Annotated in this window: 23 protein-coding genes; all 23 read left to right on the top strand. The window is 38.0% G+C overall.

All coding sequences use genetic code 11. The features are described from left to right. The first annotated feature begins 440 nt into the window (after positions 1 to 440). Complete coding sequence (locus M2387_RS10300; RefSeq protein ID WP_259049086.1) at positions 441 to 1,310, top strand: helix-turn-helix domain-containing protein; 870 nt, start codon at positions 441 to 443, stop codon at positions 1,308 to 1,310. Positions 1,311 to 1,341: 31 nt separating this feature from the next. After that, positions 1,342 to 3,072, top strand: coding sequence for a type III secretion system outer membrane ring subunit SctC (sctC, locus tag M2387_RS10295; protein WP_409039894.1), 1,731 nt, complete (start codon positions 1,342 to 1,344; stop codon positions 3,070 to 3,072). Positions 3,073 to 3,089: 17 nt separating this feature from the next. Continuing rightward, positions 3,090 to 4,202: a type III secretion system gatekeeper subunit SctW gene (gene sctW, locus M2387_RS10290; RefSeq protein ID WP_259049084.1), complete on the top strand. Its 1,113-nt coding sequence runs from the start codon at positions 3,090 to 3,092 to the stop codon at positions 4,200 to 4,202. A 61-nt stretch (positions 4,203 to 4,263) separates the two neighbouring features. After that, positions 4,264 to 6,315 carry an EscV/YscV/HrcV family type III secretion system export apparatus protein gene (locus M2387_RS10285; RefSeq protein ID WP_259049083.1) on the top strand — a complete coding sequence of 684 codons (2,052 nt, stop codon included), beginning with the start codon at positions 4,264 to 4,266 and terminating at the stop codon, positions 6,313 to 6,315. Positions 6,316 to 6,327: 12 nt separating this feature from the next. Beyond that, positions 6,328 to 6,735 carry an InvB/SpaK family type III secretion system chaperone gene (locus M2387_RS10280; protein WP_259049082.1) on the top strand — a complete coding sequence of 136 codons (408 nt, stop codon included), beginning with the start codon at positions 6,328 to 6,330 and terminating at the stop codon, positions 6,733 to 6,735. A gap of 17 nt (positions 6,736 to 6,752) precedes the next feature. Next, the gene (gene sctN, locus M2387_RS10275; protein WP_259049081.1) at positions 6,753 to 8,048 is read left to right on the top strand and encodes a type III secretion system ATPase SctN; all 1,296 of its coding nucleotides are present in this window, start codon (positions 6,753 to 6,755) and stop codon (positions 8,046 to 8,048) included. Beyond that, positions 8,032 to 8,493 carry a type III secretion system protein gene (locus M2387_RS10270; protein ID WP_259049080.1) on the top strand — a complete coding sequence of 154 codons (462 nt, stop codon included), beginning with the start codon at positions 8,032 to 8,034 and terminating at the stop codon, positions 8,491 to 8,493. Before sctN ends, M2387_RS10270 begins: the two co-directional genes overlap by 17 nt. Beyond that, on the top strand, positions 8,474 to 9,328 hold the full coding sequence (locus M2387_RS10265) for a SpaN/EivJ family type III secretion system needle length determinant (protein WP_259049079.1): 855 nt from the start codon (positions 8,474 to 8,476) through the stop codon (positions 9,326 to 9,328). The genes M2387_RS10270 and M2387_RS10265 overlap by 20 nt, the downstream gene beginning before the upstream one ends. Further along, positions 9,325 to 10,248: a FliM/FliN family flagellar motor switch protein gene (locus M2387_RS10260; protein WP_259049078.1), complete on the top strand. Its 924-nt coding sequence runs from the start codon at positions 9,325 to 9,327 to the stop codon at positions 10,246 to 10,248. Before M2387_RS10265 ends, M2387_RS10260 begins: the two co-directional genes overlap by 4 nt. Continuing rightward, a complete protein-coding gene (locus M2387_RS10255; RefSeq protein WP_259049077.1) occupies positions 10,238 to 10,909 on the top strand; it encodes an EscR/YscR/HrcR family type III secretion system export apparatus protein in 672 nt (223 codons plus the stop codon). Before M2387_RS10260 ends, M2387_RS10255 begins: the two co-directional genes overlap by 11 nt. After that, complete coding sequence (locus M2387_RS10250) at positions 10,906 to 11,160, top strand: EscS/YscS/HrcS family type III secretion system export apparatus protein (protein ID WP_259049076.1); 255 nt, start codon at positions 10,906 to 10,908, stop codon at positions 11,158 to 11,160. Before M2387_RS10255 ends, M2387_RS10250 begins: the two co-directional genes overlap by 4 nt. A gap of 13 nt (positions 11,161 to 11,173) precedes the next feature. After that, the gene (gene sctT, locus M2387_RS10245; protein WP_259049075.1) at positions 11,174 to 11,938 is read left to right on the top strand and encodes a type III secretion system export apparatus subunit SctT; all 765 of its coding nucleotides are present in this window, start codon (positions 11,174 to 11,176) and stop codon (positions 11,936 to 11,938) included. Between the two features lie 15 nt (positions 11,939 to 11,953). Continuing rightward, positions 11,954 to 13,084 carry an EscU/YscU/HrcU family type III secretion system export apparatus switch protein gene (locus M2387_RS10240; RefSeq protein ID WP_259049074.1) on the top strand — a complete coding sequence of 377 codons (1,131 nt, stop codon included), beginning with the start codon at positions 11,954 to 11,956 and terminating at the stop codon, positions 13,082 to 13,084. Between the two features lie 196 nt (positions 13,085 to 13,280). After that, the gene (sicA, locus tag M2387_RS10235) at positions 13,281 to 13,769 is read left to right on the top strand and encodes a type III secretion system translocator chaperone SicA (protein WP_259049827.1); all 489 of its coding nucleotides are present in this window, start codon (positions 13,281 to 13,283) and stop codon (positions 13,767 to 13,769) included. After that, positions 13,770 to 15,614 (top strand): type III secretion system translocon subunit SctE, encoded by a 1,845-nt coding sequence (sctE, locus tag M2387_RS10230; RefSeq protein ID WP_259049073.1) that lies wholly within the window; start codon positions 13,770 to 13,772, stop codon positions 15,612 to 15,614. Positions 15,615 to 15,650: 36 nt separating this feature from the next. Beyond that, a complete protein-coding gene (locus tag M2387_RS10225; protein WP_259049072.1) occupies positions 15,651 to 16,907 on the top strand; it encodes an IpaC/SipC family type III secretion system effector in 1,257 nt (418 codons plus the stop codon). 55 nt (positions 16,908 to 16,962) lie between these two features. Next, on the top strand, positions 16,963 to 18,048 hold the full coding sequence (locus M2387_RS10220; protein ID WP_259049071.1) for an IpaD/SipD/SspD family type III secretion system needle tip protein: 1,086 nt from the start codon (positions 16,963 to 16,965) through the stop codon (positions 18,046 to 18,048). Positions 18,049 to 18,290: 242 nt separating this feature from the next. Beyond that, entirely contained in the window at positions 18,291 to 19,220 is a 930-nt protein-coding gene (locus M2387_RS10215; protein ID WP_259049070.1) for a hypothetical protein, read from the top strand. A gap of 23 nt (positions 19,221 to 19,243) precedes the next feature. Beyond that, positions 19,244 to 21,082 (top strand): hypothetical protein, encoded by a 1,839-nt coding sequence (locus M2387_RS10210; protein ID WP_259049069.1) that lies wholly within the window; start codon positions 19,244 to 19,246, stop codon positions 21,080 to 21,082. 8 nt (positions 21,083 to 21,090) lie between these two features. Next, positions 21,091 to 21,324 carry an acyl carrier protein gene (locus M2387_RS10205; RefSeq protein ID WP_259049068.1) on the top strand — a complete coding sequence of 78 codons (234 nt, stop codon included), beginning with the start codon at positions 21,091 to 21,093 and terminating at the stop codon, positions 21,322 to 21,324. A gap of 66 nt (positions 21,325 to 21,390) precedes the next feature. Then, a complete protein-coding gene (locus tag M2387_RS10200; protein ID WP_259049067.1) occupies positions 21,391 to 21,777 on the top strand; it encodes a hypothetical protein in 387 nt (128 codons plus the stop codon). Between the two features lie 202 nt (positions 21,778 to 21,979). Continuing rightward, positions 21,980 to 22,669, top strand: coding sequence for a phosphohydrolase (locus M2387_RS10195; protein WP_259049066.1), 690 nt, complete (start codon positions 21,980 to 21,982; stop codon positions 22,667 to 22,669). Between the two features lie 36 nt (positions 22,670 to 22,705). Next, entirely contained in the window at positions 22,706 to 23,179 is a 474-nt protein-coding gene (locus tag M2387_RS10190) for a very short patch repair endonuclease (protein WP_259049065.1), read from the top strand. The last annotated feature ends 8 nt before the right edge of the window (positions 23,180 to 23,187 follow it).

Raw genomic sequence — 23,187 nt, 5'->3', positions numbered from 1 at the left:
TACAACAGTTTATTGATAGTTAACTATACCGGGTATATGTAAATTATCTGGACGTCTTAGCTGTAAGACTCCTGGTTATTATAATTTGATGATCTTTAACACGTATTGAATAATGAGTCCTAAAAGTAATCCGAACATATAAATATGGCTGAACTATAGTTTTTTTTTATCAAAGATTCAAGAATGTTTAATTGATTTATTTTTGATTTGTTTTTTATATTTTTTATATTTTTTTGAATTTTATCAAAGTGAATTGACGCTGAGTATTTTTCTGTTAGATTTGCTGGAAAACACCTGTTAAACAAAAAGACAACAGTTGTATTAAATTATCATCTATATAAATATTTAAAACTCAGTATTATATATTGATATGTTTGTAGTTTCTTATGATTTTATCATTGGCTGTTCTACATATGATTCTAACATCAGATTGAGGTTCTATGAAAAAAACATTAATGAACTGTTCGGGATACTATCGTTCGGATATGAAAGGGTATGATAGATTATTAGTCCCCATTACGGATGAAATCGTTGATGAGACTCTCCTGATCAATAATGAACTTTTTCTGGCCAGACCGATGAATGAAAAATCGACACTGAGTGTGTCGGGAAACAACATAAATAACGATGAAGTCATTATAAATAACGCTGTTTTATTGGCGTCAAATGATAATTTAAATGTGAAATTCATCAACCAATGGACGGTTGAAAAATTCCCTTTATCGCAGATATCGACACTGTTTTGTTTTCTGGATTATCAGACTAAAAACTGTGAATCAAACATCAGGAGAATAAATAGTGCTCATGATGAAAGCAGGCCTGCTGGTAAAGAAGCAATAGAAAATGAACGTAGTATTGTATTATTACTTGAAAACAACCATGATCGCTTAATGGATGTTCTCATCAGCGGCATTCTGGATCCTCAAAAACAGTTTTTACAAAATATTTTCACATTCATACGTAATATGGAAAGCTATTGGATAGCCTATTTTTTATTATCACAAGTCTTTAGTGATGACAATGATAGTGATGCCTATAAACTCTATAATGCTTGTAAAACCTATGGCGTTTCTGAATCCTATTTCAGAAAATTGTGTCATAACGCATTTACTTGTGGACCAAAAAAACAATTACGAATGTGGCGTGCTGCTTATAGTGCATTGCAGCTTATTGAAAAAGATAAGTCTATCGCAACGATAGCAGGTAATAATGGATATTCATCATCGTCTCATTTTTCGAGTGAGATAAAATCTATCTTTGGTATCACTCCCAGGGAGTTTAAAAAATTGGAAGGTTTGCTCCATGAATAAGCAGTTGAAGAAACGAGAGTATCATAAAGTTATGATGTTCATGTTCGGCCTTTTTATTTGTTTCAACAGCTCTGCTGAATTATTTAGTGGCAGTAAAAGGAACAGTCATTCAGAAATCACATCTCCATCCAGTACAGATGAAGAGAATATATATGTCGCCAGCAATAATAGTGTCCAACAATTATTTTATGTTCTGGGCGGGGTACTCAATAAGCCTGTCATAGTCAGCACTGAAGCCGCAAAAAAAAGAGTATCAGGTAATTTTGATCTCAGTAAACCGAAAGAACTTCTTGCAACCCTTGCAGCACGTACCGGACTTATCTGGTATGACGATGGAAGCTCTATTTATATGTATGACACTAGTGAGATACAAAGTAGTGTCGTGCGTCTGGCCTATGCACCATTCGATAGACTCGTTGTTTTTTTACAGTCATCAGGGCTCTATGACCCTCGATTCCCGCTACGTTCAAATGGCAGGGCTGGCTCATTCTATGTCTCGGGTCCGCCTGTTTATGTTGAGCTTATTACTGCAGCTGCAAAATATATTGATGCAACATATGCCAGACCTGGTACAGGCGAAACGACAATCAGAGTCATTAAATTAAAGAATACCTTTGTTAATGATCGTACCTATACTCAGCGTGATGTACCGGTGACCATACCGGGTGTAGCGACAGTGTTAAATCAGTTGCTTAATAGTTCACGTGATAGTGCAGGAAAGAATGGAAAACTGGCACGGGTTAATATCTCGGTTGATAATGATACACAAACAGCACTGGAAGGGATGTCAAACAGCCAGAATGGCAATTTTCCCCCATTGCCAGTTTTTAATTCGAGACAAAACGGATCATCAGAAGCTATTCCGGGACAATCTGCCACGGACTCTATAAACATTGTAGCGTATTCTGATACTAATAGTCTGTTAGTACAGGGATCTGCACGACAAGTCGGTTTCGTTGAAGATCTTGTTAATGCTATTGATTTGCCTAAGCAACAAATTCAGCTGTCATTATGGATTATTGATATTTCGAAAGATGATGTTAATGAGCTCGGGGTGCGCTGGCAGGGTGCTGCAAAGGTGAATAATACAGGTGTTACATTTAATACCAGTTCACTGACGCCTGAAAATAGTATCCATTTTTTAGCTGACGTAACGGCGCTGGCCAGAAAAGGGAATGCCCAGATAGTTTCACGTCCAGAAATACTAACACAAGAAAATATCCCTGCATTGTTTGATAATAACAGTAGTTTTTATGCGAAATTAGTCGGGGAGCGTAACTCCTCGTTAGAAAAAATCACGTACGGAACAATGATTAGTGTATTACCCCGTTTTGCACAACGTCAGCAAGAAATAGAAATGATATTGAATATTCAGGATGGAGGCGTACCACATAACGTTGATGGTAAAACTGAATATGTTGATAACCTGCCAATGGTTCATAACACTCAAATCAGCACTGAAGCACGTGTACCCGTAGGCTATAGCTTGTTAGTGGGGGGCTATAGTCGTGATCAGGATGAACAACATAACTTCGGTATACCTTTATTAAAAGATATTCCATATTTAGGACGACTATTTGATTACAGCTATGTAAGTAATAAAAAAATGGTCCGTTTATTTCTGATCCAACCACGATTGATGACACATGGTGAAACCTGGCAAGGATATGAGAAGAATGACCCTATTCTGGGAAGAACCGTAGGAGGGGACAATGTGACATTGAAATCAACGGTCTCAATGCTGCGTAATACAATGAAGTAATCATCAGGAGAAACACTATGGTTATCCGCGCTGTCAATCCAGTTGATTTTAATCGTCTCGATTTTCGTCCGGCAATGAATCGTAACGCTGCAAACAATACGGCACATAACACGAATGAAATGAGTGATACAGCAATCATCAATTTTCAGGACGAAATAAACTCAGCTGCTGAAGAAATGGCCGATCTATTCAGTTCATTTGGTCGATTTAGTAAACTCGGACGCAGAAATGATAGTACGGAAAACGATTTTGTGTCTTCAATGCTTGAAGATAAAGCCGACGAAAAACTTGGTATTATCGTTAAAAATATTAGCAAATTACAGAATTTTACTAACTTGTTAAATTTTGCCAGAAGCCTTTTCCCGAATGACAGTGATCTTATGCTTGCATTAAGGGAGCTGCTGTTAAGTCGTCAGCTTTCAGAGCTTCAAAAAAAGAAGATAAAAGAGTCAATATCAGATTTAGAGAAGTTTTGTGACACAAAAAAAATGAACTCAGGTATAAATATTGGCCATATTGCAAAACGTTTTAGTAGTGGTAAAAATGCCAAATCGCTTTCGGCGAAAGAATTACGTAATAGTTATTTACGTTTTATCGAGTTAGATATACCTGCCAGTTTTATATATCAGGACTGGATTGATGAGTTTGGTTGTCATAATCGTACCCGCTTACTATCCTTTACACTCGCAGCATTAGTCGCAGATATGAAAGCAAGCATGCCGGGTATACATTTTGATGAGTTTGGTCCATTGAGTGCAAAACTCTCTGATGCAAGAGTTCTACATACACTGGATATGTCATTGTTCGAAAGTTTTAATGCTCTGCCTTTTTATGAAAAATTACATGATACTGATGGTCCTGTGACAGAAGATAAAATAATTAATCTATTTATGATTGGTTTAATAAATCATAAATCATTGGAAGCCAAACTTTCGGAGTTTAGCTATCAGTATATGTCATCACTTCTTATTAAACAGCGGGCAACAGCGGTGCAGGTTTTGCGTAATGTTTATAATATTACCCCTGAGTTTTTATATGCAGAATCAGACTGTCGTTTTTTTATTCAGGAGTTTATGTCTACGTTGATGCTATCAATGTACGAGAAGGAAATTAATAACATCCACTGGTAAAGGTGATAGTATCATCTTGAAACCGATTTATGATATTGTTTGATTAAAGTTTTAGGTTAATATGTTGCAAAATTTTATATCACAAATAAGAACCAGACCAGAGCTTATTATTCTGGTTATAATGATTATGGTCGTGGTAATGTTAATCATTCCATTACCCACCTTTTTGGTTGATTTTTTAATTGGTCTTAACTTAACGATAGCATTATTAATATTTCTCGGTTCATTTTATATTACGAGAATACTTGACTTCTCAACTTTTCCATCGATATTATTAATAAGTACGATATTCAGATTGGCAATCTCAATCAGTACTAGTCGTTTAGTGCTGGCTGATGCTGATGCTGGGGAAATTATTGCAAGTTTTGGTGAATTTGTTATTGCCGATAATTTAGTTGTTGGTTTTGTTATCTTCTTCATTGTTACTATTGTTCAATTTATAGTTATTACTAAAGGCTCTGAACGTATTGCAGAAGTTGCAGCACGTTTTTCTCTTGATGCAATGCCCGGCAAACAGATGAGTATTGATGCTGATTTACGAGCTGGCGTCATTGATGAAATAGAAGTTAAACGGCGTCGACGTGATTTAGAAGCAGAGAGCCAGCTCTATGGTGCGCTTGATGGGGCAATGAAATTTATCAAAGGTGATGCTATAGCTGGAATCATCATCATTTTTGTCAACTTGCTAGGTGGTATTGCCGTCGGAGTTTTTCAGCATGGTATGAATTTATCTCAGGCAATGTCAGTTTTTACTCTGTTGACAATTGGTGATGCCTTAGTTGCTCAGATACCTGCACTTCTTATTTCGATTAGTGGTGGTCTGATTGTTACGCGAGTTAATAATAATGAAAATAATAACCTCGGTGCAAAAATAATACAGGACTTGTTCTCCAACAAATTTATTCTTGTGATTACCGCAATACTTGCTATCGCGCTAGGGTTGTTACCTGGTTTTCCATTGCCGGTGTTTATTGTGCTTGCAGCACTTTTACTTACTATATTCATCAAGCAAAAAAGAAATGAAAGAAAAGGAAAGCAGTCTAACAGTGATATACAACAAGAGAGCGATTCTGTTGAGATAAAAGCAAAACCTGTAATGATAGATGGTCAATATATACCAGAAACAATACCACTTATAATAACTGCCAGGAAAGGCTATGAAGCTTACTTTGAGAAACATAACTTATCATCATTACTAAGACGAAATTTTTTCGTTGAATATGGCGTCAGATTACCTGATATTGTCATGAACTATGATAATAATGCTGAACATGGAAAATTATCGATAGCAATTAATGAGATACATGTAGCTACATACCATATTATTCCTGGAATGTGCAAAGTATTAATGAGAGGTGATGAACTTCAGATGCTTGAACCTGGCGTGCAAATAATTAATACGCCACAAGGCGATACTTATTGGGTGCCAGATAATCTAAATGATAAAGCTCATCAGTTAGGTTTTTATACCAGAGATGCTATCGATGAATTTTATGCCTGTGCTTCAACATTGTTTGTTCATAATATTTCAGAGTTTTTTGGTATTCAGGAAGCCAAAACACTACTTGATGATCTGGAAAAAAAATATCCAGAGTTACTTAAAGAATGTTATCGAAGTAATACCGTTCAGCGTATAACCGAGGTTTTCCAACGGTTGTTACAGGAGCGTATCTCGATTAGAAATATGCGTCTTATTCTCGAGGCATTAGTGCAATGGGCACCAAAAGAAAAAGATCCTATTATGCTGGTTGAACATGTTCGGGGTGTATTATCGCGATATATCTCTAATCGATTTTCTGCTAAAGGAATAATTAGGACGTTAGTGATGTCCCATGATATAGAAAGTGAAATTCGTGCAGGCATCCGTCAGACATCGAATGGAACATTCATTAATCTTGCACCACCTGAAACAGAAAATATTATCCGGCGGTTGGAGTCTGTATTAAGTGTTAATGGCGTAGATGCAAGAGATATTGTTTTAATGGTATCTATTGATATTAGGCGTTTTGTTAAGAAATTAGTTGAGGGAACTTACCCTGAAATGGAAGTGCTCTCTTTTGGAGAGATTTCTTCAGGAGTGAACGTTGATGTTATTGGCTCGCTTGATAAATAAAATGAGGTTTATATGAAATATGATTTGGTTTCTCTGCTGTCGACAATGTTAAGTAATGTTGGTCTGGATAATGTTATTGATAAAAACTTGAGTAATCATTCAACAATATCTTTGAACATGAAAGATGACATTCCAACTATTCATATAAAAAATGATGATGACCACGTTTGGGTATGGGCAAAAATATGTGACTATAATATTTCAAATTTGTCTTATGCTAGTGCGAACCTCTTTCCTATTATGTTTAATTATAATGAAGAAATTTTTTATTGTGGACAGCCTTGTTTATATCCAGTTGAAGGAAACCTGGAATTACGTACACAGGTGAAAGAAGAGTATTTAGCTTCACCAGAAGTGTTTTTGATATTTCTCGATCATTATCTTACTACTTTACAAGACTATCGTATGGTTCTGGTCTGAAGTGATGGAGTTATAGCATGGCAGAACAATGTTTTGTTCATCTCGCACATCCCCTACGAATCCAGGGGAATGTGATCGAGGCGCATTTGCCTGGAACGAAAATTGGCGAAGTCTGTGAGATTCAGCGTTCTATCCTTGAACCTGAAGTGATAGGTATTGCACAGGTTATCGGTTTCAACAGAGACTATACACTGTTGAGTTTACTTAATGACAATAAAGGTTTCTCAAGAGACAATGTCTTGTTGCCTACAGGACGATCTTTTCGAATCGAAGTCAGTAATGATATGGCTGGGGCAATTATTGATGCTACGGGTCGGATCCGCGGCCGGCTTGACGATGATCGACCTGCAATGATGAAGATTGAAAGTAGTCTGGAAGTGACTGGGTTACCACGTGATTTCACACAGCGCAAGCCGATTACGGATCCTTTAACGACGGGCATCAGATCTATTGATGCTCTGTTAACCTGTGGTCAGGGTCAGCGGATGGGAATATTTGCAGCGGCTGGGTGTGGTAAAACATCATTAATGAGCATGATAGTTGAGCATTCAGAAGCAGATATTTACGTTATTGGTTTAATAGGTGAACGAGGGAGGGAAGTGACAGAGTTTGTTGAAGAATTACGTCAATCCTCCAGGCGTGCGCAAGTGGTACTTATTTATGCAACATCAGACCGTTCTTGTGTTGAACGATGTAATGCCGCACAGATAGCATCAACCATTGCAGAATATTTCAGCGGGCAGGGTAAAAATGTTTTGCTTTTTATCGACTCAATCACTCGTTATGCCAGAGCTTTGCGGGACCTGGCATTAAGTATGGGGGAATTGCCCGCACGTCGAGGTTATCCTGCATCAGTATTTGAAGCATTACCAAAGTTGCTGGAACGCCCCGGGCGGTTTATCAATGGTTCGATCACTGCCTTTTATACAGTATTGATAGAAAATGAAGATGAATCGGATGTCATTGGAGACGAAGTTCGTTCGATTCTGGATGGACATATATACTTGAGTCAGAAGCTTGCATCTCGTGGGCATTTTCCTGCGATTGATATTTTACAAAGTATCAGCCGTGTTTTTCAAAAAGTGACAGACAATAATCATCAAACAGCAGCACTACGCTTCAGAGATTTATTAGTTCGTCAGAAGGATATGCAGCTTTATCTTGATTTAGGTGAATATAAACGTGGTGAAAATCCAGACAACGATTTAGCATTTGATAAAAAAGAATCAATGGAATATTTTCTTAAGCAGGGTATGAACGAAGCTTCGGATATAAACTCTTGCCTGGATAGGCTATATGGATGCATGGCGTAATGGAAGGCAGTTCATCTCTCTGCTACAGCGTAAACAAGATATTCTAAAAGGAAATATTGTTCGAACTGAAAGCAGAATTTTGCTGATAAAAGAAGAAATTAAAAAACATCAACAAGAGCAACACTACATCAATCAACAGATAAAGTTACTCACACCTTCAGGGTTATTGGATCGTGCAGATATTTATAAAGGGATACGGCATCAGGGATCTTTATTAATACATCTGCAGATGATTATTCATAAAGTAACACAGCTTGAAGATGAGCAATATAAACATCAGCAGTCACTTGAAACTTATCGGTCATCGATGCAGTTGCTGGATAAAAGGCACTATAAGTTAACGCAATATTTAGAAAAACAACAGCACGCCTATCATCGTCGTTGCGATAATAATTCTGAAAATGAAATACAAGAGGTGGTCGTTTATGATAGAAAAAAATTCTGAAGTGATGTCAGAACTCACTACCTTCAGTGAAAAAAAATTCGATGATCAGGATTTTTTAACCTTACTTAATAAGAATAAAAATGGTCATGGTGAAGATGTTAGTATCAGAATACTTAGTGTTCTCCCTGAGTTATATCATAAACATATCCACTCTTCTGGGAGATGTACTCTATCTACTACCAGAAATAATCATTCAATAATTCATAATGTTGCTTGCGATGAAATAAGGCAAAGCAGAGCAATAAATGATATTACTTTAAGTGCAGCTCCAACTTTAAGTGAAAGTAATACCAGTCTGCGGGATGGGACATTCTCATCAAATTCACGATTAGGGATACCAGAAGTCATTGTTGCGAATAGATCAGGGGAGTTTATTCTTGAGAATGAGGACGATTTAAAAGAATCAAATAAAGAGACAACGAAAATCTATTCACCTCCAGCTAATTTAAAAACCGATGTGTTGCCACGTCGTCAGGAATTACCAAGACAGGATATGCAGTCTCGCAGACTGCAATCATCAGCAACAGAACATATGTTAAAGGTTCATGTAGATTCAATAACAAAGACAGCTGCAACACAAAGGAAGTCACTTAATATCGATTATCCATTTTTACGTTGGTCTGGAGAGCGCTCAGTTAAAGTCTCTATTCCCGTGGATCTGAGTCCTTCCAGACATTTGACATTACTTCCATCAGACTCCCGTGCAGCGGAAATGTTATCCAGGCAAGTCGGGCAGTTGAGTGGATTCACCACAGAATTATTGCACCCGCAGCAAGATGATGAAGAGGATGAAGAACGACATAATCAATATAAAAGAGAAAAGGAGCAAGAATGAGTCTGCAATCTCAACTACGCTTGATTGATTCAAAGTATATGAATCTTGAGCGTGCGCGTCATGATTATCCGGGCCGTGAAGTCATTGAGACGCAATCTGATATACGTTATTTACAATTACAGTTAGTTGATGAAGATTGTCAACAGACGACAGCATTTTTCAATATTGATCTCTGGCTTAACAATATGAATAGCCACTTACCAGAGATACCCTGGCAGCAGGTTCCGGCAGATTATTTGATACGCTGGCTAAATACGTTGCAATTAAGTTTTTTGGTTGAAAATATAATATGGAATGTTGAGAGTATTAGTCAGCCTGAAAAACCTGTCCCAGCCAGATTATTAGCACTTACGGCAGAGCCTTGTACTATATTATGTCTTAACTGGCCCGGTCATTCTGAAGATGAGAGTAGAACTGGGTTCAACTTTAATCAGATTCCATTAAATTTACGTTATATATTAGGAACAAGCCAGGCTGAGTTGTCTGTACTCTTTAATCTGGTACCTGGCGACTTGGTCGTGATAAAACGGCCGTCGTATTATTTAGCTATCGGCCAATGTTATTTATTTAGTTTTAGTTATCAAGGGAATGATGAGGTTATAGTGGATAAATTTATTTTTGATAATCAGTTATCTGAACGAGCAGAAGAAGGGCACTTACTTGACTGGACCAAAGTACCGGTAGATATAGAGTTTGTTTTAGATAACAACATCCTTACACTGGAAAAACTAAATGATATCAATACCGGGAGTATTTTACCTGTTAGTTTTGGTGCCGAGCAAAGAATAAAAATTTATCTGAACAGAAAATTCTTCGCGCTTGGCGAGTTGGTTGCACTTGAAGGCGGTGGTTTGGCAGTAGAAATCAATCAAATTAATTTACATCCGGAAAATGAAATGAGTAATCCTGATGTTGAGTAATGATATTTCATTGATTGTACTTTTATCTTTTTTTACGTTAGCTCCCTTTATTATTGCCGGAGGGACCTGTTTCATTAAATTCTCTATTGTGTTGATCATGGTACGTAATGCCTTGGGCATCCAGCAGGTTCCTTCTACGATAACATTGAATGGCGTGGCATTAATTTTAACTGCATTTGTAATGATGCCGGTATGTCAGAAAATATCGAGCTATATTGATCTGAATAATATCGATTTTAATAATAGCGAATCAGTTACACAACTAATGGATAATGGGCTTGGCAGTTACCGTGAGTATCTTGTTCATTATTCAGATCATGAGCTTATTCGTTTTTTTAATAAAGTACAGCAGCAAGCAACAGATGATCAGGAAATCACTATTGAAGAGCATGAGTTAAGTTCATTGTCTTTAATGACATTGATGCCAGCCTATGCTCTTAGTGAAATACAAAGCGCCTTCAAAATTGCTTTTTATCTTTATGTTCCCTTTGTTGTTATTGATATGGTGATATCCAGTATACTTCTGGCCTTAGGTATGATGATGATGAGCCCCGTAACAATATCTATTCCAATAAAACTTATTTTATTTGTTTCGATGGATGGCTGGAGTTTGCTTACCAAAGGACTGATTTCACAGTATACGGATCTGATGACAACATGAATAATATTCTATTTATAGGTAATTCGGCATTAATTGTTGTATTAAAACTCATTGCAGTTCCTATTGCATTTGCAACAATCGTAGGAATCGTTGTCGGCCTGTTTCAGACAGTCATGCAAATACAGGAACAAACACTACCATTTGGTCTGAAAATGTTGGCTGTTTTCGCTAGCATATTTATGCTAATTGAATGGTTTTCTGCCGAAATGATGAATTTTGCGACTATGGCGATGACAATGGCGTTTCGCTGAGTATGGTGAATTTATGTTATTTGTCATTTATTATCTGAATTTTCAAAGTGGTTTTGTTATTTTTGTTATGGCTTACGCTCGTCTGGCAGTCATATTTTATATGCTGCCAGTATTGGGTGAACGAGTATTATCTGGTCTGGTGGTAAAAAATATTCTGATCTCTCTTACGATTATTGGTCTCTGGCCATGTTTTCAGGAGGTAATTTCTCCTGAACAGGGATGGTTTATTTTATTAGTGCAAGAATTTGTTGTCGGTCTGGTTCTTTCCTTGACATTATGTGTTCCATTCTGGATTGCAATTAGTGTAGGAGAATTACTCGATAATCAGAGAGGTGCAACTATGAGCGATAGTATTGACCCCGTTAATGGTGGGCAAAGTTCAGTTCTTTCAGGGTTTATGAACTTTGCTTTTGGTGCTCTATTTTTTGTCAGTAATGGTGTCCAATTTCTTTTAGAATCGATGATAGAGAGTTATAAAATTTTTCCGCGTGGAAGCGATCTATTAAATTTTCACTGGCAGGAATTAGGCTTATTTCTAATGGTAACGGTAAAAAACAGTCTCGTGATAGCATCGCCAGTCTTAATTGTGATGATGCTCTCTGAGCTCTTGTTGGGTATTTTTGCGCGTTACTGCCCACAGCTAAATCCATTTTCTCTATCACTCACAGTAAAAAGTTTTATTGCATTTATCGTTTTCTTATTATATGGATTTAATTCTTTATTTGATAAAGCATTGCAGATATTTCCATTTATTGCATTAAAAAATTTTCTCTCTTAAACGGACCTCATTCTCATGACAGAGAAAACAGAAAAACCTACGGACAAACGACGCAAGGATTCAGCAAAGAAAGGACAGACTTTCAAAAGTAAAGATCTAACAACTACCATTTCTTTACTATGTAGTATTTATTACATTACACACTTTCTAAGTTTTAAAAGCTTTACGCAGTTGTATTCAATAGTTATGCAATATAATTTACAAATCAGTATTGGTGATTTTTTGCTGGAATTAGCGCGGGTTTTTTTTATTATAGTATTACCTGTTATTATTATTTTTAGTATGACGGCCATTGGCATGACCTTACTGCAGACTCGATTTTCTATTGCAACTGAAGCGATAAAACTGAATTTTAAAGCATTGAATCCTGTGGAAGGTGTAAAAAAAATATTTAATATCCGTACAATAAAAGAATTAATCAAATCAGTGCTCTATTTAATAGTGTTCATCGTAACTGGCTATGTTTTAATTCAGAATGATCTCAAGCAAGCTTTGGGTTTGGTATATGGTGATTTGAATAGCTTGATTACTCAATGGTTAATCCTGGGATTTAATACAGTTATCACATTTATCATTTGTTCACTCGTTGTGTTAGTTGCTGATTTCATGGCAGAGTATTTTTTGCACTTTAAAGACCTCAAGATGGATAAGCATGAGGTTAAGCGCGAACGAAAAGACAATGACGGCAATCCGGAAATCAAAGGTGCGCGTAAACGTATCCACCAAGAAATTCTTTCAGGTGAAGAGATGTCTGCTATCAGAAACTCTGAGGTTGTTATGGCGAATCCGACGCACATAGCAATTGCTATTTATTTCAATCCTGAAGTTGCCTCGCTACCTTTTATTGCTCTTCGTTCCACAAATCAGAAGGCAAGAGCGGCAATAGCCTATGCTGAGAAAATAGGTATCCCGGTTGTTCGGGATATTCAGCTGACGCGTATGATTTATAAAACTTATCGTCAATATAGTTTTATTTCTCTTAATGATGAGGCGCTTATGAAAATAATGAATATTCTTATCTGGTTAAAGCAGGTGGAAATTGAGGGTATGGAACCCATAGTGTTAGATGGGGGCGAGAAAGAGCCGACCATAATATCTGATGATAACAGTATTCATCATAAAACGATAAACGATAAATATAGTTAGGTTAGTACGTTTTTTTTGTATTAATTATTGTAACCAGTCAGTATGATTTTTATGTTCTTCACTGTCTGCATTCAAGTTAAGCAAGTCTTTTAGTATTTCAAATAAATAAATAATGTATGAGGTAAGAATGGATAATCAATATGTGCACGATGCTTCAGATATCGATGAAGAACACATTAATGATGAGAATGATGTTATGCAATATTCTGATAATTTACTTGAAGCTATCCAGAATGGTGCAACCCTGAAGGATGTAAACGGTGTATCAAACGACACTATGAATGATGTTTATAAACTAGCTTACGATTTCTATCATCATGGTAAACTTAATGACGCTGAGTCGCTTTTCAGGTTTCTCTGTATTTATGATTTTTATAATCCCGAATATGCAATGGGGTTAGCCGCAGTATATCAACTTAAGAAAGATTATCAGAAAGCCATAGATTTTTATGCATTAGCTTACTCTCTTTCAAAAGATGATTATCGTCCGATGTTTTATGCCGGACAATGTAATTTAATGCAGCGTCGTGCTGTTCAGGCTCGCAAGTGTTTTGAAATTGTCGCCAGCAGATGTAGCGATGAGGCATTGAATCAACGAGCCAGTACTTATCTTTTAGCACTTAATGAAATAAATAGTGAAGAGGTAGATATTGGGTCAACAGAGGAAACCAAAGAGGATATATGAATGAGTATTCGTACTGATAACTTTGATTATATTGATAACAGTCAAGCTTTACTTGATATTAATCAGCAACAGTTAAAGAGGCAAAGCGAACAGGCAAAACGCTTCGTTAACTCAGCGATAAAGGATCATCCCCAGTTAGATAATATTAAAGGTGCTTTGCAAGTATTACAGCCTAAGCAACTTATTAGTGTACTGGAAAATACCAGAGATGCAATAAATGGTAATGGAGGTACAGTTAACTTAATACGTCAGGAGATACCTTTATTATCTGAACCAAATTCAGATACCGATAATACGACGATGCATTCTTCAGCTAGAATGCTGGAATTACTGGGAAAAATAAATCAATTAACATCAGATAGCTCGCTACAAAAACAACTTAATCAGCTTAAGACTTATAATGCCAGCATGGCCGGAGCAGAGAGCAGTTATTCAGAACTTGCAGCGGCATTAGAGTCACAAGGTGAACAATGGGCGAATAATTCAGACGCTCTAAAACAGGCGCAGGGAGAATCCACCCAGCTTGAGAAAGAAGTTAAGTCTGCGGAGTCTGATCTAAAAAATAAACAATCAGCACTGACAAAACTAGAAACTCAGGCTCAAGAGCAAGATCCCGTATCATCGGAATTAAATCAACAAATTGATGATGCAAGAAAAGAGGTTATAGCTGCTCAGGCCAATGTTGATAAAAAAACGCAGATATTTAATCAGCACACAAAAGATATTTTAAATCCAGCAGTTAAGGCAGAGAATTCGTCCAGGCAAGCACTGGATAATACATTAGATAAATCGCGAGCACTGACAAATACCACACCTGTACATCAGCAAGCAGTAATAGAAAACCAGCGTAAACAAAATGATCAGCAATCGAAAAGTTTAACTTTCCTCATGGCACTGATTTCTCAGCTGATTGACAACAGTGCCAGCAATGATCTTAAAGCTGCTGCTGAGCTCAAGGTTAAGCTATCAGAAGCAGCAGCTAAAGATTCTGATAAAAAAGCGAAAGAGTACGAAGATAGCGTGCGCAAAGCAGAAGAAATGCAAAAAGTCATGGGTTGCATAGGTAAAATTCTGGGATGGGTGATTACAATCGCCAGTGTTGCCGCAGCTGTCTTTACAGGTGGGGCATCTCTTGTATTCGCGACGATTGGTCTGGCGTTGGCGATCGGTGATGAAATTAATCAGGCTGTAAATGGTGTTTCATTTATGGCTCAGGCTATGAAACCGCTTATGGATGCAGTTATTCAGCCTATGATGGAGCTGCTGGGCAGCGTATACGCTAAAATACTGGAAACTATGGGTGTTGATAAATCCACAGCACAAATGATTGGGCAAATAATGGGGGCTATAGCAACGGCGATTATAATGGTTGCTGCGGTGGTTGTTGCCGGAAGTGTAGCGAGTAAATTATCCAGTGCGATTGCAAAAAGAGTTGGCTCTAAAGTAATGGATAAAATTATGAATAATGTTGTCATGGATGTGCTTAAACGAATCGGGCAAGGGGTAGGACGCTCTGTGGGTATGCAGGAGGCCAAAATAGCACAGATTGCTGCACGTACTGAAATGGGATTAGCCGTTGCTAATCTGGGAAATACAGCAATTCAAACGGCAGGGAATATCGTTGTTGCTGATATGAAAGTTGATGCGGCTAAAATGAAAGCTCATTTATTAAATAATACAGCGCTACAAGAACTCCTTAATATAATGCTGGAACGAGCTGTCGATGCGTTTAAAACACGTATGGAATCTACAAATGAAATTATTAAAAAAATGTCATCAGTGACTGAAAGCAATATGCAAACAGGGCTATATATTACCAAGAGAATGAGCACTGTTGCAGGATAAATATTTTTACACTACTCGCCGATAGGAATATAAATTATGAATAATATCGCTATTTCAGATGGCCTCAATTATGCTATTGAGCATTCTCAGATAAATAACGTTGAAAAAGTTTCTGAAGATAATAATTTTCATCTGCCAGTAACGGCTAATGTGCAATCTTTTGTTGCATTAGCCATGCAGCATGGAATGATGAATGCAATTCTTCAGGATCAAAGTGTGATGCCTAATCCTGACATGCGGCCAGCTTTATTAGAGCCTCTTGCTGGTCGTGAGAAAATTGATTCAGAGCAAAAGAGCGAACTGATGAATTTAATCGCGACTATGAAAGGGGGGGATATTAATAAACTTGAGCGTGCTGCCGCTTTGGCAGCAACGGTATTTACTACACAAACGGGCCTGCAGCAAACAGCAGGCAGTGCTGCTAATGGAAATAAGGCATCACCAGTCGCTTCATCATCAGTAGACACTACTGCTGGAGTTAAGCAACCCCGGACACCGGTAGAAGGAGGAACAGATATCACGGCTCCTGATGCGCCAAAGCATCTGTTCCCCAATATGATGGGCGATATGAAAATGGTCGAACTGCTAAATCTACTGGCAGTGACTTTGGCAAAGCAAGAAGCTGAATTTAATCAATCGTCCGCTAAGTCGAGTATGCGCGCCGTTGATGCAGCTGAACGCTCTGGAAATAAGGGCATTGATGCTGAGAAGCAGCGTATGACAGGAGCCATTACCTCAGGTGCTATGGGGCTTGTAGGCCAGGGAGTAACGACTACAAAAACCATGAAGGCACTGAAGGGTGAGTCAAAATCTATCGGTAATAATCTTGGTTCTGCAATCAAAAATGAACGTGAATTAGGAATACATAAAGCTTCTACAGGCGCGTCCACAGATGGTATGTTACATCAAGGTAAGGGCTTGGGCAGTGTTGCTGAAAATAAAATAGGAGCGGGGAATTCAACCCTTCAGGCTACCAGTGATTCTAGCCGTCATGCCCATAATAAAATACAGTTGAAAACTAATCAGACGCGCATTATGTCTGACTATAGCAACACCGCTATAACTTCAAGCCAGAAAATTGTTGATGGAGCATTTAACGTCCAAGCCGCCGGTGAGACCAAGCAGGCGGAATTAGCTCGTGCCGATCAGACTGTCAATAATGAGGTTGCTAATACCCATCAACTGGCAGCCAAAAAATCTGCTGAGTCTAAAGCTACGTTAAATCAAGTGCTTGAAGGTATGCTGAACAGTAAGAATAGCACCTTGTCATCTATTGCTGACCGGATACGTTAATTTTTTGATTCCAAGCCAGATAAAACATCTGGCTTTATATAACAAGGAGCGTTATATGTCCCTGGCCTTAAGTGATCTGCCAAATTATGAACTCGCTATACCAAAATATGATACTGGTTCCAAAAATCGTTCTGCATTAAAGATTGAACATGCTGAGTCGACTCAGGATAAATATCAAAGTTTTATTCAGGATATCATTAAAGTATTAGCCTCTCCAAAAACGGCAAATACCATAAATAACATTGAGGATGTACTTAATCAGTATAAATTTAGTGAATATGAATCTGATCCCAGAAATAATATTATACCTGATATAATCCATGATCTTCAGAATATTAAACTTCAGCCATCAGAAAAAAAAGATGGTCTCAATAACAAACTGAATGATATTTCAAACTCACTTAGTGCTATCCGTAATGAAATCCGCAATCAAACGCTTTATAGAAAAACCTCATCAGAACAATTTACAGCATCAACAGCTAAACTGGAAAAAGAGTTTGTTAAAGAAGGCGAAATCACGACGGGAACGAGTTATGCAGAAATATGGCTCAGTATAGCTATTTTTATCGCTCACGTTAAAGATGATTATGTCGACTTCTATGCTGATTTAATGCAGAAATACACTGAGATGTATGAGTCATTCAATGAAAATGTTCTGAAGGCATCTTCCGATGCAGTATCTGCAGGTGATGATGGCAATAATGTTTCATTTGATACACAAAAAATGCAAGCCGGTTACGATGCTTTTCAAAAGGATGTGGACAGGTTAAATGCCGAGCTAGGCAGTGTAGAAGGCTGGGATAAGATGACCGATGATGAAAAAAAACGTATGACCATAACGTTAGAGCCAGCATATAAAGTGGATAATAATGGGAAAATTAGTTTCAATATGGATCAGTATAATTCAGTATCAGGATCTTATCCCTCCGGAATAAAAAATGGCAAAGTATCGACAGTCAGTTATAATTCATGGCTGGTCACATTCAATGCTGCCGGGAGTGCTTTTCAAAGTAATATGCAGTCTTTTGCTCAACGTTATAGTCAGGCAAATAATAACTTTGATACTTTGAATAAAATAATGAGCTCAGCAATCAGCTCCCTGGCTGATAGTGCCAGAGAAGTACTTAAGTCATTGGCTTAATAAAAAACAAAAAATAAAATATTTTGCTTATTACGTATTTTAATATTTTTTATATTAAAAAGTCAGCGTGATTTATTTTTATTATAAAGTTAATTAAGTAATTCTTATAGTCAATTATAAAAGGATGAATATATATGTACAGTGCTAGCACGACTGGTAGGTATGAAATCCCCACCTCAGATATAGAACGTTCTCGAAGGTATGGCGCAGGTATTTATCCGGATTATTCCAGGGGATATCCGATGCAAAACAATCTTCTTAACGTTAATAATAGAGCGGAGCAGAGAGAACAATTCCACGGTCGACATGTGAATTCAAATTTACGTGATTCTATCGCGGCGAATATAACACAAGTGACGAGAGAAGAATTACCATCATCTTCGATAACGATACAGCCATCAGCCCATCCTGGGTTAAATCTTAGAGGAGTTGTTTCAAATTTAAATATTCACGATCCTCTTAAGGCTTTTATTTTAGAGCCCGCTGAACTTTCTACAAGAGAAGCTATTTATGATGCTATTGCCTGTAAGGATCTTCCTCTTTCTGTCAGGGAAAAAAAATTGGACTGGTCATCTTCACAGGTAAGAAATTTACTTGGTATGATTTCTCAGGATGTTCATCCTGAAGACCAGGCTCTTTTGAAGACGTGTTTTTCGCTGCTAAAAAAAGTACAACATAATACTGACATGCAGCCTGAATTGGGAAAAAAGATAAATTTTCTAATACATAAATACGGAGAAGCCGCGCTATACCGCCATGTTGAAAATTACGAAGACTGTTGCCGTAAGGTATGGCATTACTATCATCCTGGCCATCCCAGTCATCCGACAGATGATGAGGTCTTTACCTCCGATGCAGAATTGGCTTACCGCACTGTCGTACCCACTATTAGCCGATTAACTAAAGATGATATAGAATGGATAGAAATAGTAGCCAATGGATATTTTTTAAAAGAAAGCTGCTGTTTATTAGCTGCCAGTATTAAATATGACGCTAAGATAAAGATTCCCCCTGAATCTATAACTGAAACATATGATAGCGTTTATTTAACCAGAGAGAATGGTTTAGCAAATGCAAATAATCAAAATGATTATGAAATTGATAATGCTGAATGCCGTAATGATACGTTAACTACCTGGGAACGAACAGTAAATATACTCTGTTGCGATTAGATTTATTATAAATAGGATTAAAAATGACAACAATAACCTCTGCAATCAGAAGTAATATTACTCAGTTACTAAACCGACCTGTGACGAGTAATAAATCAGCTAAATCAACTTCGAGTGAGTTTGCAAGTTCCATTGATAGAGTTGGTGTTGAAAATGCTGCAAAAGAATTCATAACTTTACCGAGCCAAACAAAACGTGCAGATAATTTATTCGATGAGATGGCTTGTGAAGGTTTACCTGTATTACTTCGCAATGCCACCCTCAATGAAAAAGGTGATGCTATAAGAAATATGTTGGGCATTATTTATAAGCATGCAGAACCGAAAGATGAAGCTGTTTTTCAGAAGGTATTTGATGAAGTTTCAAGAAAAAATAATGATTTTGGAAAAGAGGAAAAATTATCCTCAGAGTTGAGTTTTTTATTTTCTAAATATGGTCAGCAAGCGCTTGATAAACATGTTTCAGACTATATGCAATATTGTCGAGAAGCTTGGGAGTATCATCATACTGGTCACGATAATACGACTACAGCAGAAGATGTTTTTTTGCCTGGTGTAATGGCATGTCATGCCATTCTTGAAGAGCGAATTAGCAGAGTATGTCAGCCTGATCAGACATGGACAGATGTGTATGCATCAGGTGTTTGTTTTAAAAATACCTGTACTGCCTTATCAAAAGTTCTTAAATATCACAATATTCAGCCTTCCTCTGAAGCACCCGCTGGAAATAATCCTGAAAAAAGTACTCCCTTAACATCTGAATCGCGTCAACCTGAAATGGCAAGCCCCAGGGGGCCGGATATTTCAATTCCTGCTAACAATGGACATGGGCCTATCAGTATCAATAATACTGTACACGGGGGTAATGGAACCGCAACGATTAACGGGAATACATCTGAGCGAGCTCCCGCATCTGATATCGATTTTGGTATTACTTTATTGAATACGCCGGATAAGGAACTTGGTAATCAAAAAGCACGTCTGGTTGAAAAATTTATGGATTTGTACTGGGGGCGTGCTGAAAATGGTGGAAAAGATAAATTTAGCGATCATGTAGTTAATGTTGTCCAAACCAATGCTTCTTTAATGACTCCTTCTCTGGTTACACCTGTAGAGACGCTGCCTTCCGCACGGGTATTAGAGACGATTGAGGAGCCTGTTTTAAAAGCAGAACCACAACCTGTACGGGTTATTGAGAGCTTATCCCTGCCTGTCATGGGCGCAGCTGTAGGCATAGGAGCCACACAAAAAATGGAAAATGTCAGCCTGGTAGCAGCCGAGTATTCAGTACCTTTGGGCTCGACTGACGCGGGTAAAAATTTACAGCATGCCGTTACACAAGTTGCACAAGCATTATCTGCTCTTGTGACCGAGTCCGATACTTCCGTAAACCCACTGCATAATAAGCAATCAGGATTAGCCGCCAAAGCGTTTACTGGGTCTGAACAAGACGTTCAGCCAGCAATGACAGCAGAAACTGACCTGGCGGAAAGTGTTGGACGTAACACTAATACGGTACAGCAATTGGTGAGAAAATTCGAAGCACTGAATACCCAGCTTTTAATTCGTAATGAGAGTTCCTCTATTACAAGGGCTCTGGGGCTGACTGGTCGGGCAAATAGTCTCTCACAGTCGCGGGCGAATACTAACAGAATGAGATCTCCGACGCTTAAATTAGCACCCAATAAATTTAACGTTGATGTAAATGTTAAGCAGACAGCGGTCTATACAACTAACAGAACCATAGATCCGTTTAGTCGTCATTCTGCAGATGTAAAGCATCTGGCTAACTCTTTTAACCCGGCATCAGAAGAAGAAACTAATAATCTGGTAGACGATAGTGATTCAGTGAGCAACCTATGAGAGAGGATATGACGCTCGAAGAAGCGTTGCCCATTGTGAAAAATATTATCTGTGAGGTCAATGGCACATCGGTTAGTAATATTAAATCTGGTGACAGTCTCATTATCGATTTAGCGATGGATTCAGTTGAACTGATTGACTTTATTATTCGCCTCGAAGAGTTTGATGTGACAATTGAAGAATCACAAATATCAAATGCATTAACGGTTGAAAAAATTGCAAAAATTTTAATCAATAAGTGATTTCTTGTGTTTGTTTTAGCCTAATGTAGAACCTATAACCCTATTTATAACCAAAAGGATATTACTATGAGTATATTATTTTCAGCATATATCAATGACTTTAAAAACCTGACTCATCTCAGTAATGAAATAATGGTTGAAAGCCAAAAAATCGCAGCTCAAACTTCGAGTAAAATAAAAAATGGATTCACCTCATTTTTAAGTTCAATTTCTAATTCATTTACATCATTACAAAAAATGTTTTCGTTTTCAGCAGAAAATAGCAAATTTTATAGTGATGAGAAAAACTCTTCATACCAGAGAGCGACACCCTCTGTGATAGTTGACAATGCAAAAGAGAATACTGCCGAGGATTTATCTTCAAAATCTGCTCATCAGGAGAGGTTTGATAAGTTGAAAGCTGAGATGCATGCCCGGTTAAATATCTGTCTTAATCAGAAAAATAATGCTTAATTTAATGCTCTCCGAATGTAAGGCCAGTAATACTGGCCTTTTTTATGACTACAGATGAAAAATTAATGAGTGAATACATACGTCATACTACACAGACATGAATACTGACAAATGATGTGACAGAGTACCCTGATTCAGGAAATACTCAGATGATTTGCGGTATAATGGGTATATCAGTAAGAGTCAAATAAGAGGTATTACTATGTCACTGCTGAACTGGCAGCAACAATTCGAACACTATCTGCGTGAAAACTGGTGCCATGATGATAAAGCCCATGATATTGCTCATTTACAGCGCGTGTGGAAAACGGCACAACATATTATGGCTGAAGAAAAAACAGCTTGTGACCTGGTCGTACTGACCGCATGCTATTTTCATGACATTGTGAATTTACCGAAGGACAGTCCTCAGCGCCAGCAAGCTTCGCGGTTAGCGGCCCTGGAGACGATAAGAATTCTGCAGACACATTTTCCTGACTTCCCCGTTGAGTATTATGACGCTGTTGCTCATGCTGTGCATGCGCATAGTTTCAGCGCAGCCATCACACCAGAATCGACAGAGGCTAAAATCGTACAGGATGCGGACAGACTTGAATCCTTAGGCGCTATAGGATTGGCGCGTGTCTTTTATGTGTCAGGGGCACTTGGTCGCCCATTGTTTGATAGTAACGACCCGCTGGCTCTTCATCGGCCACTTGATGACAGCTATTACGCTTTGGATCACTTCCAGAATAAGTTGCTAAAGTTACCTGATACTATGCAAACCGAGATGGGTAAAACGCTTGCCCGGCATAATGCAGATTTTCTGATTCAGTATATGGCTAAACTTTGTTCAGAGCTAACCGGCGATTATTTGCAGGTTGATGAAACAGTAATTCAGCGGTTTTCATAAATTCATACAGCCAGCCAGTATGATGGAGGAGCTTGTATGGCTGATGTTCATAGCAAAGAGATTCGCAGTAAAAATATGCGCGCTATCGCAACCCAGCAAACGGCGATCGAAAAACAGCTGGCTGCGTTATTAGCTGAATGTGGTATTCCGTTCCGTATGCAGGATACCTCACTTGCTGGAAAACCTGACTTTGTTCTTGATAGCCAGCGCTGTATTATTTTTACCCACGGCTGTTTCTGGCATTGCCATCACTGTTATCTGTTCAAAATGCCGGCAACTCGCCATACGTTCTGGCTGAATAAACTGGAGGCCAATGTTGCCCGGGATCGGCGTAATATCACTTCTTTGATAGCACAGGGCTGGCGGGTACTGGTGATATGGGAATGCTCTCTGAGATGGAAGAGAAAACTAACATCACAGGCCATTATCGAGCGACTGGAGGAGTGGATATTTTCTGGTGTGTGCCATGCAGAGATCGATACACAAGGCATACACCAGCTAGAATTATAATTATTTCT

Origin of the sequence: Klebsiella sp. BIGb0407, from assembly GCF_024807845.1 — a bacterium.
Classification (GTDB): Bacteria; Pseudomonadota; Gammaproteobacteria; order Enterobacterales; family Enterobacteriaceae; genus JGM124.
The sequence above is the reverse complement of the archived record's forward strand: the minus strand, read 5'-3'. Positions and strand labels throughout refer to the sequence as shown.